The sequence below is a fragment of the Streptomyces sp. NPDC005438 genome, from assembly GCF_040606315.1.
GTDB lineage: Bacteria > Actinomycetota > Actinomycetes > Streptomycetales > Streptomycetaceae > Streptomyces.
In genome coordinates, this window is the sequence record NZ_JBEXEP010000003.1 from 35,840 (window position 1) to 48,054 (window position 12,215).

Annotated in this window: 11 protein-coding genes; 6 read left to right on the forward strand and 5 right to left on the reverse strand. The window is 73.5% G+C overall.

Going from position 1 to position 12,215, the window contains the following annotated elements; translation table 11 throughout:
- Window positions 1-12 precede the first annotated feature (12 nt).
- Window positions 13-771, forward strand: coding sequence for a class I SAM-dependent methyltransferase (locus tag ABZT14_RS08395; protein WP_356298645.1), 759 nt, complete (start codon window positions 13-15; stop codon window positions 769-771).
- Window positions 768-1,835, forward strand: coding sequence for a prenyltransferase/squalene oxidase repeat-containing protein (locus ABZT14_RS08400; RefSeq protein WP_356298647.1), 1,068 nt, complete (start codon window positions 768-770; stop codon window positions 1,833-1,835). Before ABZT14_RS08395 ends, ABZT14_RS08400 begins: the two co-directional genes overlap by 4 nt.
- Window positions 1,836-1,939: 104 nt before the next feature.
- Here the strand turns inward: ABZT14_RS08400 and ABZT14_RS08405 are convergent, their stop codons facing one another.
- The 4 genes from ABZT14_RS08405 to ABZT14_RS08420 all read right to left on the reverse strand — a co-directional run bounded on the left by ABZT14_RS08405 (window position 1,940) and on the right by ABZT14_RS08420 (window position 5,053).
- Entirely contained in the window at window positions 1,940-2,857 is a 918-nt protein-coding gene (locus ABZT14_RS08405; RefSeq protein WP_356298648.1) for a hypothetical protein, read from the reverse strand.
- Window positions 2,858-2,986: 129 nt separating this feature from the next.
- The gene (locus tag ABZT14_RS08410) at window positions 2,987-3,874 is read right to left on the reverse strand and encodes an N-acetylmuramoyl-L-alanine amidase (protein ID WP_356298650.1); all 888 of its coding nucleotides are present in this window, start codon (window positions 3,872-3,874) and stop codon (window positions 2,987-2,989) included.
- 26 nt (window positions 3,875-3,900) lie between these two features.
- Window positions 3,901-4,548, reverse strand: coding sequence for a class I SAM-dependent methyltransferase (locus ABZT14_RS08415; RefSeq protein ID WP_356298651.1), 648 nt, complete (start codon window positions 4,546-4,548; stop codon window positions 3,901-3,903).
- A gap of 97 nt (window positions 4,549-4,645) precedes the next feature.
- Window positions 4,646-5,053, reverse strand: coding sequence for a MerR family transcriptional regulator (locus ABZT14_RS08420; RefSeq protein ID WP_356298653.1), 408 nt, complete (start codon window positions 5,051-5,053; stop codon window positions 4,646-4,648).
- 69 nt (window positions 5,054-5,122) lie between these two features.
- Here ABZT14_RS08420 and ABZT14_RS08425 point away from each other — a divergent pair, with 69 nt between their 5' ends.
- From ABZT14_RS08425 to ABZT14_RS08440, 4 genes are all read left to right on the forward strand, one after another.
- Window positions 5,123-6,343 carry an MFS transporter gene (locus ABZT14_RS08425; RefSeq protein WP_356298655.1) on the forward strand — a complete coding sequence of 407 codons (1,221 nt, stop codon included), beginning with the start codon at window positions 5,123-5,125 and terminating at the stop codon, window positions 6,341-6,343.
- Between the two features lie 239 nt (window positions 6,344-6,582).
- Window positions 6,583-8,037 (forward strand): MFS transporter, encoded by a 1,455-nt coding sequence (locus ABZT14_RS08430; protein ID WP_356298657.1) that lies wholly within the window; start codon window positions 6,583-6,585, stop codon window positions 8,035-8,037.
- Entirely contained in the window at window positions 8,034-8,834 is an 801-nt protein-coding gene (locus tag ABZT14_RS08435; protein ID WP_356298659.1) for an SDR family oxidoreductase, read from the forward strand. The genes ABZT14_RS08430 and ABZT14_RS08435 overlap by 4 nt, the downstream gene beginning before the upstream one ends.
- Before the next feature lie 201 nt (window positions 8,835-9,035).
- Entirely contained in the window at window positions 9,036-9,929 is an 894-nt protein-coding gene (locus ABZT14_RS08440) for a MaoC/PaaZ C-terminal domain-containing protein (RefSeq protein ID WP_356298661.1), read from the forward strand.
- Between the two features lie 8 nt (window positions 9,930-9,937).
- Here the strand turns inward: ABZT14_RS08440 and ABZT14_RS08445 are convergent, their stop codons facing one another.
- The gene (locus ABZT14_RS08445) at window positions 9,938-11,272 is read right to left on the reverse strand and encodes a hypothetical protein (RefSeq protein WP_356298663.1); all 1,335 of its coding nucleotides are present in this window, start codon (window positions 11,270-11,272) and stop codon (window positions 9,938-9,940) included.
- Between the last annotated feature and the right edge of the window lie 943 nt (window positions 11,273-12,215).

A 12,215-nucleotide genomic window follows, 5' to 3' on the forward strand; every position in this document is an offset into this window, starting at 1 on the left:
AGGCAGACCCCCGTGCTGACCGTGGACTTCTCCCGCTTCCCCCTCGCCCCCGGTGACCGTGTGCTCGACCTGGGCTGCGGCGCGGGACGACACGCCTTCGAGTGCTACCGCCGGGGCGCCAGGGTGGTGGCCCTGGACCAGAACGCCGACGAGATCCGCGAGGTCGCCGGCTGGTTCGCCGCCATGGAGGAGGCCGGCGAGGCACCGGCCGGAGCCACCGCCACCGCCATGCGCGGGGACGCCCTCGCCCTCCCCTTCCCCGACGACAGCTTCGACGTGGTCATCATCTCCGAGGTGATGGAGCACATCCCCGACGACAAGGGGGTGCTCGCCGAGATGGTGCGGGTGCTGCGCCCCGGCGGCCGGATCGCCGTGACCGTCCCCCGCTACGGCCCCGAACGCGTCTGCTGGGCGCTCAGCGACGCCTACCACGAGGTGGAGGGCGGCCACATCCGCATCTACCGGGGCCACCAACTCGCCCGGCGCATCCGGGAGGCCGGCCTGATCCCCTACGGCACCCACCACGCCCACTCCCTGCACTCCCCGTACTGGTGGCTCAAGTGCGCCTTCGGGGTGGACAACGACCGGGCGCTGCCGGTCCGGGCGTACCACAGGATGCTGGTCTGGGACATCACCAAGCGACCGCTGGCCACCCGCCTCGCCGAACGCGCACTGGACCCCCTGATCGGCAAGAGCCTGGTGGTGTACGCCACCAAGCCGCGCCTCCCCTCCGAGCGGGCGGCCCTCAGTGCCGGGGAGGAGCGGGAGTGACCAGCCCCGGCCGTACCGAACTGCTCACGCTGGGCGGGGTGTTGACGGCGCGGGAGGCCGAGGTCACCGTCACCGCGCTGCTCGCCCTCCAACGGCCGGACGGGGCCATCCCCTGGTTCCGGGGCCACCACCTGGACCCCTGGGACCATGTGGAGGCCGCCATGGCCCTGGACGTGGCCGGCGAACACCGGGCGGCCGAGGCCGCCTACGAGTGGCTGGCCACGCACCAACTCCCGGACGGCTCCTGGTACTCCGCCTACGCCGACGGGGACGCCGCCCGCCCCACCGACCTGGGCCGGGAGAGCAACTTCTGCGCCTACGTGGCCGTCGGGGTCTGGCACCACTACCTCAGCACCCGCGACGAGGCCTTCCTCGACCGCATGTGGCCGGTGGTCTCCCGCGCCCTCGACTACGTGCTGGAACTCCAACTCCCCGGCGGACAGTTCGCCTGGCGCCGGGACGCCGACGGTGGCCTGGCCGACGGAGCCCTGCTCACCGGGTCCTCCTCGGTCTACCAGGCGCTACGCTGCGCCCTCGCCCTCGCCGAGCACCGCCGACAACCCCAGCCGGACTGGGAGTTGGCCACCGGGCTGCTCGGACACGCCATCCGCCGGCACCCCGAACGCTTCCTGGACAAGGGCCGCTACTCCATGGACTGGTACTACCCGGTCCTCGGAGGGGCCCTGCGGGGCCCGGAGGCCACCGCCCGCCTGGACGGCCGGTGGGACGAGTTCGTGGTGCCCGGGTTGGGGGTGCGGTGCGTGTCCCCCAACCCCTGGGTGACCGGTGGGGAGAGCGCCGAACTGGCCCTCGCCCTGTGGGCCAACGGCGACCCCGGCCGGGCCCGAAGCGTCCTGGCCTGGATGCGGCACCTGCGTCATCCGGGCGGGCTGTACTGGACCGGCTACGTGTTCGCCGACGAGGCCGTCTGGCCCGAGGAACTGACCTCCTGGACCGCCGGTTCGGTACTGCTGGCGGTCGCCGCCCTGGGCGGGGACGAGGCCACCGTCGCGGTCTTCGGCGGGGAACGCCTTCCCCAGGGCCTCGACCCCGACTGCTGCTGAGCCCCCGGCCCCGGACGCAGAACGACCGAAAACAACGACGACCGAGAACGGGGCCCCACCCGTGATCCGGGTGGGGCCCCGTGTGCGGGCCGGGGTGACCGGGGTCAGCCGCGCTGGATTCCCGAGGTGTCCTGGAGCACGCCCCGACGGCCGTCCTGGGTCTGGGCGACGAGGACCTGCCCCCGCTGCTCGATCGCCAGGTACCAGGTACCGGGGGTCAGTTCGGCCACCACGGAGCCGGAACCGTCCTCGCCGTGCAGCGGGCGAGCGGCCGGCACCGCGAACCAGAAGGGCTGGAAGTTCGGGTCCGGGGCTCCCGGGGGCGGGGTCTGGCCACCGGGCTGGGCGACCTGGGTCGGCTGCTGGTGGGCGTCGTTGCCGAAGGGCTGGCCGGGCTGGCCCGGGCCGGGCTGCGCGCCACCGGGCGGCGGGGTGCCGTAGCCCGGCTGCGGGTGACCGTAACCACCGGGCTGGCCCTGCTGCGGCTGCCCCGGGTAGCCGTAACCGCCGGGCGGCTGGGCGCCGTAGGGGTTGGGGGCGGCGGCGCGGTTGGCGCCGGAGATGTTGATCACCGGGATCTGGAGGGCCGGGGTCACCTGGCTGGCGATCGCGCCTCCGGCCAGGACCAGCGAGATGATCAGGGACAGGACGCTGCCGAGGCCGGGGCCCACGTCCACGCCACGGAGGTCCGGCCCGGCGAACAACGTCCAGAAGGCGGACCACACGACCGGGATGGTGAAGGCCATTCCCCACTGGTCGAGTCGGAGACCGATGACCTGCTTGGGGCTCGGGACGAAACGGGAACCGACGATCAGACCCGCCGCCACGAGGCCCAGCAGAGTCACCCCGGGCAGGTAGGGGAAGGTCGTCGACTCCCAGGCGCTGGAGCACCAGGGGTTCTCGTCCGCACCGACACCGTCGCAGTTGTTGACCGAGAAGGTCTGGAGAAAGGAGGCGAACAGCAGCAGTAGTGCGGCGATCGCCACGACCAGATCGCCTCTGGTGATTGAGCGGTTGTTCACGCGGGGTCCTTAGTCGGTCTGTGAGTCAGATGCGAAACCGGGGGCAGACCCCCATCGTACGGAGGACTCTATGAGCCACGGGTGGGGGCTGTCTTCCCGGTTGCTGTTCTGTTGTGAGCCGGTGTCCGGTCAGTGCCTGTCCCGGAGGAACGCGGTGATTCCCGAGGCGATGCCACGTGCGGCGCGGGTGCGCCAGGCGGGGTCGGTGAGCAGTTTGGCGTCCCGTGGGTCACGCATGTTGCCGCACTCCAGGAAGACCTTCGGAACCCGGGAAAGGTTGAGCCCTCCCAGGTCCTCCCGGACGTCCAGGCCCCGCTTTCCCAGGTAGTTGGCGGGTTTGGTGCCGGTGGCCGAACCGAACTCCTTCACCAGGTGCTGACCGAGCCGTCGGGAGGGGCCGGTGATGGCGCGGGTGTCGGCCGTTCCCCGGTGCACGGACGCGGGGAGGATCACGTGGAAGCCCCGCGCCCCGGTGGGGGCGCCGTCGGCGTGGACGGACACCACCGCGTCCGCGTGCGCCTTGTTGCCGGCGCGGGCGCGGCTGTCGACACAGGGCCCGTAGCGGCGGTCGCCGTTCTGGGTGAGGACCACCTCGGCGCCCTGGTGTTCCAGCAGGGTCTTGACCTTGCGGGAGAGGGCGAGGGTGAACTTGGCCTCGGCGTAACCGGATCGGGTCTGCGCGCCCACCGTGTCGCATTCCTTGCGGTCGGTGCCGATGTTCACCCGCCGGGAGATCTCCCTGGTGTGGTCCCGGTTCCCCGGGTTGTGACCGGGGTCGACGACCACCGTGCGGCCCTTCAACGGCCGGGAGGAGCCGGGGTGTTCGCCACCACCGGAGTCCGACGGGGCGCTGGAGCGGGAGGGTTCGGGGGAACGCCCGGCGTCCGAACCGTCCCCGTCGTCGCGGGTGGCCACCCATCCCAGGGCCACCACCCCGGCCAGGGGCAGCAGGGCCAGCGGTACCAGCAGGGCCGTACGTCGCCGTCGGTTCGGCTCGGGGGAGGGATAGCTCGACACGGCCGCCGATCGTAGTGCCCCGGCCGTCAGCGCCGTGGGGCCACCCGTCGTAGTACCCGCAACGAGCCGGTGGACAGCGGTGTCTCCTCGAAGTCGCCGTCGGCCAGGGCCCGTTGGTGGACGTGGTACGGCGCCTGGCCGCCGTCGGCGGGGTCGGGGAACACGTCGTGGATCACCAGCAGCCCCCCGGTGGCCAGACGGGGCACCCACCCCTCGTAGTCGGCCTGGGCGTGCTCCTCGGTGTGGCCGCCGTCCACGAACACCAGGCCCAGCGGGCCGGCCCAGAGCGCCGCCACCTGCGGTGATCGCCCCACCAGGGCGATCACCCACTCCTCCAGCCCGGCCTCGAACAGGGTGCGGCGGAAGGTCGGCAGGGTGTCCATCCGCCCGACGTGGGGGTCCACCAGCGTGGGGTCGTGGTACTCCCAACCGGGCTGCTGTTCCTCGCTGCCCCGGTGGTGGTCGACGGTCAGCGTCATCAGCCCCGCCGCCCGGCCCGCGTCCGCCAACAGCAGGGTGGAGCGCCCGCAGTAGCTGCCGATCTCCAGCAGGGGCAGCCCCAGGGCGGTGGCCCGGGTGGCCGCCCGGTGGAGGGCCAGCCCCTCGTCCACCGGCATGAAGCCCTTGGCCCCCTCGAAGGCCGTGAGGGTGTCCGGGTGTGGGGCCGATGCCATGCTGCTGCGCTCCCTGTTTCGTGGTGCGGTACTTCGCCCGGTACTTCGTGGCGCCGGATCATCGTGCCGCATCCGCTGGTGGCGCGGGGCGCGGACCTCAGCCCGTGGCTGGCCCGTCCTCGGGCGGGGGCGTCCGCCGGCGGTCGACCTGCACCGCCGCGAGGTAGCCGAGGATCGCCTCCCGGTTGCGGTTGAGGCAGTCGACGCGCTGCTTGATGCGGTCGGCCTCGTCCCACAGCAGCGCCACGGTCTCCGGGTTGAGGCGCTCGGGACGGGGGTGGATCTCGCCCGGTTCGGTGAGGTACGGAAGGATGCGGCGGATGATCTCGGTGGTCAGCCCGGAGTCCAGCAACCCCCGGATCTGCTGGACCCGGTAGACGTCGCCGTCCTCGAAGTGGCGGTAGCCGTTCTCCTCGCGGGCCGGGGCGAGCAGCCGCTGTTCCTCGTAGTAGCGCAGCAGCCTGGTGGGGACCCGGGTACGTCGGGACAGCTCGCCGATCCTCATCGGCACCTCCGGCGGACGAGGCGGGGGCCGGTTGCCCTCACACTGATGTGAACCCTCCACCATCGTGCCATGACCTCCACGCCACCTCAGCGGTGCTCCCCGCCCCCCGAGCGCACCGAGAAGCTTCCGCTGGCCGCCCTGTTAGCGCTGACCACCTCGGCCTTCAGCGCCGTGATGACCGAACTGCTGCCGGCCGGGGTGCTCCCGGGGATGGCCGGGGACCTGGGCGTCTCCCAGGGGCGGGTGGGCTTCCTGGTCAGCCTGTACGCGGCGGCCTCCTTCCTCGCCGCGATCCCGCTGACCGCCGCCCTGCGCGGGTGCTCCCGCCGTACGGTGCTGCTGGGCGTGCTGGTGGGGTTCGCCCTGTGCAACACGGTCACCGCCGTCTCCCCCTGGTACCCCCTTACCTGCGGGGTACGGGTGCTGGCCGGTGTCATGGGCGGGGTGCTGTGGGCGATGCTCGTCGGGTACGCCGCCCGGATGGTGCCGGCGCACCGTCGGGGCCGGGCCATCGCCCTGGTGCTCGCCGGCAACACCCTCGCCCTCGCCGGAGGGGTGCCCCTGGGCAACGCCCTGTCCGGGCTGGTGGGTTGGCGGCTGTGCTTCGGCCTCCTCGCCGCCCTCGCGGCCCTGCTGACCCTCTGGGTACGGCTCGGGGTGCCCGACTTCCCCGGCGAACGGTCCCACCAGCGCGTCCCCCTGGCCACGGTGGCCACCGCCCCCGGACTACGGCCCGTACTGTCGGTCACCCTGCTGCTGCTCTGCGGCCACCAGGCCCTCTACACCTACCTCGACCCGTACACCGAGGACACCGGACTCGGGCCCGCGAGCTGGGTGTTGATGACCTTCGGGGTCGCCACCGTGGCGGGAGTGTGGGCGGGCGGAGCACTGGTGGACCGCCTGCTGCGACCCACCCTGCTGGGCTCCCTGGCCCTGGTGGTCGGGGCGATGCTGGTGCTGGGCTGGCTCGGCGGACAGCCGACGTTGCTGTTCGCCGCCGTCGCCGGCTGGGGCGTGGCCTTCGGCGCGGCCCCCACCCTGCTCCAGACCGCGCTGGTCGACATCAGCGGGCCACGGCGGGCGGACGTGGCCACCTCCATGCAGGCCACCGTCTACAACGGCGGCATCGCCTCGGGCGCCCTGGTGGGCGGGCTCGCCCTGGAGGGGCTCGGTGTCGCGGCCCTGCCCTGGACCGCCCTCCCCCTGGTGTCGGCCGCCCTCTGCGTGGTGCTGCTGGGGCGCCGGTACGCCTTCCCCCGCCAGCGGGCCGTCCGGGAAACGTCGGGGTGAACCGACGGTCGGCCCTCCGCCCCGGGTGCGGGCACCTGGGGGCGGTCGCACGGATCACCGCGAGGCTCGCGGACGCGCCGCGTCAACCCCCTCCGCCTCGCACGGCCCACGGCCCACGGCCCACGACACCAGAACGCGCTCCCTGATCTCCCCGGATCCAAACGGCACACCCTAGGTCCCGGGGAGGAGGCGACCTCGGTCGAACGTCCCGTGTACCCAGGTTGACGTGGAGTGCGAGCATGGCGGTCATGGCCACCGAATCCACCGCGCAGGCGGCCGACCCCCACCGCCGGGGCGAGGCCCACACTCCCAGGACCCCACGCCTGTGGATGGTGGTGCTGGCCGCCTGCGCGGGGCAGTTCCTGGTGGTACTGGACGTGTCCGTGGTCAACGTCGCGTTGCCCGACATGCGCCGGGCGCTGGGCCTGAGCACGGTCGGACTCCAGTGGGTCGTCAACTCCTACACCCTCACCTTCGCCGGCTTCATGCTGCTGGGCGGACGGATGGCGGACCTGTTCGGCCGCAAGAGCGTCTTCCTCGCGGGCCTGGCACTGTTCACGCTGGCCAGCCTGGGCGGCGGACTGGCCCAGGAACCCTGGCAGTTGATCGGCGCCCGGCTGGCTCAGGGGATGGGCGCCGCCGTACTGGCCCCCGCCTCGCTCACCCTGCTGACCACCACCTTCGAGTCGGGGCCCGCCCGGGCCCGGGTCATCGGCACCTGGACCGCCGTGGGCGCCGGCGGTGGCGCGGCCGGCTCCCTCGTGGGCGGGGTGCTCACCGAGGGGCTGTCCTGGCGCTGGGTCCTGTTGATCAACGTGCCGGTGGGGGCACTGGTGCTGCTGCTGGCCGCCCTCGTACTGGTCGAGCGCCGCCAGCCCCGCTCCCACCGGCTGGACGTGCCCGGCGCGGTGCTGGTCACCGTCGGACTGGGCGCGCTGGCCTTCGGCATCGTCCGCACCGAGGAGAGCGGCTGGACCTCGGCCTGGGCGCTGGGGCCCCTGCTGGGCGGACTGGCGCTGCTGGCGCTGTTCCTCTGGGTCGAGTCCCGCAGCCCGGAACCGCTGATGCCGCTGGACGTGTTCCGGGTACGCGCCGTCTCCGCCGCCAACCTGGCCATCCTGCTGTCCGGCGCCTCGATGTTCTCCATGTGGTACTTCCTGTCCCTGCACATGCAGAACGTCCTCGGATACGGGCCGCTGCGCGCCGGCATCGGCTTCGTACCGATGTCCCTGAGCATCGTCCTAGGCGCCCAGATCGCGCCCCGACTGATGCCGCGCACCGGCGCCAAGAACCTCGCCCTGCTGGGCGCGTTGACCTCCCTCGCCGGGTACTGCTGGCAGAGCGCGATGACCGCCGACGGCGGCTACGTCGACACCGTGGGCGGCCCGGGCGTGCTGATGTCCCTGGGCGTGGGCCTGATGTCCACCTCACTGGCCACCGTGGCGACCTCGCGGGCCTCCACCGGGAACGCCGGCCTGGTCTCCGGGATCACCAACACCGCCCGCACCATGGGCGGGGCGCTGGGGCTGGCCCTGCTGTCCACGGTGGCCGCCGCCCGCATCGACGGCGCCGACGACCCCGCCAGCCTGGCCGCCGGCTACGGCATGGCCTTCCGTACCGGTACCGGGATGCTGCTCGCGCTGGTGCTGCTGATGTGGCTCGCCCTGCCCCGCGACCGCCAGGCCCGCACATGACCACCCCGCCGACCTCAGAGGGAGGCGGCTCCCCCTTCCCGGACACCGGGCGCGGGGTCCTGGTGACCGGGGCTGCGCGGGGCCTGGGCCGGGAGTTGGCGCTGACCTTCGCCCGCAACGGCGACCGGGTCGCGGTACACCACCACTCGCGCCCCGAGGAGGCCGCCGCGACCCTGGCCGCTCTGCCCGGCCAGGGGCACGTCGCGCTGCGCGCCGACCTCACCGAGCCGGAGCGGGCGCGTGCCCTGGTGGCCGAGGCGGCCACCGCGCTGGGCGGGGTGGACGTGCTGGTGAACAACGCCGCCGTCAACCTCCCCCACCCTCCCGCGACCACCGGGTTCGAGGAGTGGGTGGCCGCCTGGCGGCAGCACGTGGACGTCAACCTGCTGGCGGCGGCCCATGTCAGCCACCAGGTGGCCGGGCGGATGATCGAACGGGGCCGGGGCGGTCGGATCGTCAACGTCGGTTCGCGGGGCGCCCATCGCGGTGAGCCGGACCACCCCGCCTACGGGGCCACCAAGGCTGCCCTGCACGCGCTGGGGCAGTCCCTGGCGGTGGCCCTCGCGCCGTACCGGATCGCGGTGACCTCGGTGGCGCCGGGCTTCTTCGCCACCGAGCGGGTGGCGCCCAGACTGGAGGGCGCCGAGGGGGAGGCGCTGCGGGCACAGAGCCCCTTCGGTCGGGTGGGTACCGCGCGGGAGGTGGCCGAGGCGGTGCTGTGGTTGGCCTCCTCCGCCGCCGAGTGGAGTTCGGGCACGGTGGTCGACCTCAACGGGGCCAGCCACCTTCGGAGTTGACGACAAGGATGACCGGAAAGTGATCATGCACTTTTCCACGGAAGATCCGTGCGTTATACAGGTGACCTCATCGGGGCCCGTCGCCGTCCCCCTCGCGGGTCGGCGTTCAGCGAAGGACGGGCCGATCCTGAACTCCTCGGTCCGGTCGCAGGTGCGGATGGCCGGACCGAGGTCAGACTCCCGCGTCGAGGAGCACGGCGTATGTCCCTCGACGTAACCCGGGTCCTCGCCGCCGAACCGCTCCGCACCGAGCTGGTGTGGGAACCCCGCGACGTACTCCTCTACCACCTGGGGCTGGGCGCCGGCCGCCGCGCCACCTCACCCGCCGAACTGCCCTATGTGCTGGAGTCCCGGCTACGGGTGCTGCCCAGCTTCGCCACCGTGGCCGGGGGACACATGGCCAGCATGGCGGCCCTGTCCGCCCCGGGCGTCGACGTCGACCTGGCCGCCGTACTCCACGCCGGCCAGCGGCTGGAGCTGCACCGCCCGGTACCGGCCAGCGGCCGGGCCCGACTGGACACCCGGGTGTTGGAGGTGCACGACAAGGGCAGGGCGGCGGTACTGGTCGTCCGCTCGGAGGCGACCGACCGCGAGGGTCCCCTGTGGACCGCCACCGCCCAGTTGTACGTACGGGGAGAGGGCGGGTTCGGCGGCGAACGGGGAACGGCCCGGCGCCACGTACCGCCCGAGCGGGACCCCGACCTGGTGGTGGACTACCCGGTCGCCGAGAACCAGGCGCTGCTCTACCGCCTCTCCGGCGACCTCAACCCGCTGCACGCGGACCCCGGGTTCGCCCGGCTCGCCGGCTTCCCCCGCCCCGTCCTGCACGGGCTGTGCACCTACGGCATGGCGCTGCGGGCGGTGGTGGACGGCCTGCTCGACGGTGACACCGAGCGGGTGCTCTCCCTGGACGCCCGTTTCGCCGGGGTGGTGTACCCCGGCGAAACGCTGCGACTGCGGATGTGGCGGGGGTCGGGCGACCTCGACGCCGGCTCCACGAGAGGCGAACAGTTCTCGTTGACCGCCGAAGTGGTCGAGAGGGCGGGGGAGTTGGCGCTCACCGACGGTCTGGTGCGCTGCCGCCCCCGGGACTGAGGTCACCGTCAGCCCTCCGGCGCCTTCGGCTCGGTCTCCTTCAGTGGTGAGCGGGCCAACGGCACCGGCGTCGGTCCCTTCACCTCCCGCTGGGACGTCTGCCGCGCGGGCCCCCCAGGTGGCGGGGTGGTGGCCCCGGGGGCCGGGGCGGTGGTGAGCTTGCGACGTCTGGGCTGTCCGGTCCGCTCGGCCGGGGGCTTCGCCGGTGCCTGCGGTTCCCCGGTCGGCTCACCGCTGGTGGAGGGGCTCTTTTCGGCCTTCGCCGAAGTGGCCTCGTCCGAGGTGGGGTGGGGACGCGGCGCCGACTCCAGACGGACGGTGCCGGTGGCCAGGCGGGCCAGCCCGCAGGGGTTCTGGGGGGAGGAGTACGGCAGACGCAGCTCGCCGTCCGGGCTCAGCGTCCCCTGTCCGACGAACCATCCGGCGGGAGCCGGCATGTGGCGCAGCCCCTGTTCGGTGGGGCGCCAGAGGGCCAGCCAGGTGTCACCCCGATGTGCGGTGACGTTTCTGCGGACAGCGAGGTCGGCGTTCTCCGACTCCGGGGACTCCTGGTCGCGTTCGGCGTCCACCCGCAGGGCGACCACACACTGCTCGGGGGTGAGCACCTGACCCGGCTGGATGGCGAACGGGGTCAGCCGTACCCCCTGCGGGGACAGCGTCCGGCAGAACCGCAGGGGACGCTCGCCCCCCAACACGCCCCAGCACAACCGGGGTTCACCGGCGGCGTCCGAGCGCGCCAGCAGCAGACCGCTGTCCGGGTCGGCCACCAGCAGCCGGTCCTCGCTGTGCTCCGACAACTGGAGCAGGGGGCTCACCGCACCGCCGTTGCCCAGGTCGACCACCACGGTCTTGGTCGGGCCGTCGGGCACCGAACTCAACCTCCGCGCCGGCGAGTCGTCGCCCGGGTCGGCGTCCCCGTCCCGCTGGCCCCCCGGGTCGCCGGGGAGGGACTGGTCCAGGGCCAACATGCGCCCCTCGTGGTCCAGCCATACCCCGCCGGAGCACCAGCCGGGAATCTCGGCCAGCAGACAGGGGCCACGCTCGTCGCCGACCAGCGACCACAGGGTGCTGCTCTTGCGGCCGGGGATCAGTCCGTAGGCCCGGTTGCCGGTCGGGGGACCGGCCAGCAACTCCAGGCCGTCGCCCGGCACCGCCCCCACATCCACCTGGGCGATACGGGAACCGCTCGGATACAGCAGGACCAACTCCTGGCGGTCGCTGAACCGTCGGCAGACCAGCACCCGCCCGTCCGGCAACGGCAACACCCCGCTGTCGGCCGCCTCCGGCTGCTCGGCCGGCAGCGGCACCGCGTAGGGCTCCGGGCCCAGGGTCCAGCGCTCCACCCGGCAGCCACCCGCACCGTCCGGGACCAGTCGCGCGGCGTGGGAACCGTCCCGCGCCAACACCAGCGAGGGGCGGGTGCCCGCGTGATGAAGGGGGAGAGGCCCCTCCGTGGCACAAGCCGTCATAGCTCGATCACCTCCAGTGCGACGCTAGGCCGCCAGCCGCCGCGCCATCAGGGGGAGTTGGCTCCGTTCACACCTACGGGCGACCCTGAAACAGTTCCCGTGGTGCCGCCCGCACATCTGTGCTTGCGCCCGCCCGGCAGGGCGCACCCGGAGCACCGCCCCGTCACACGCCCCCTCCACGCTCCGGGGCGCACACCGCTTCCGGCCCGGTCACCGGAGTACGTCTCCCTTCCACGAGCGGTACGTGCCCACGCTCCGCCGTGTCCACGGATGCCGTGGCGACGAGGTGGCACCGGCGACGGGGCCCGCCGGTGCGGCGGGTGGCGGGGGCGCCCGTTGGAGGGGCGCGCCCCGCGTCACGCTCCGAGGCGTACGTGGCCGCTCCGTCCCCGGCGTCGGGGGATGTCCCGGGCCATCCCGACCTTCTGGCGGGCCACGCCGCCCCCACCGACCCCGGCGTTGAGCCCCGCATCAGCCCACCGTCTGCCCGAGCCCCACCCACGGAGGGCCGCGAGGGCCGTGATTCGGGACAACGCCGGCCTCGGCCCACTCCCCGGCGGGCACCCTCACGTGGTGCCCCGACCCCGGTGGGCGTCCGGTACCCCTCGTGAGGGGCCGCTCGGAGCGTCGCCTCGTCGGTGCCCCGCTCGTACCGGGCCCGGCCACGCCGGAGCACCCAGAGGGGCCTCTCTCCCGACCTCCCGAGCGCGGGTTCGCGGAACGTCCACCACGAGGTGGGGCAAACGGGCCGCCGCGCTCCCGGGCGCCGTGGACCGCCGTGCAAAGGTCGGGGCGGTCGGCCCGGGTGCGGTGCCCC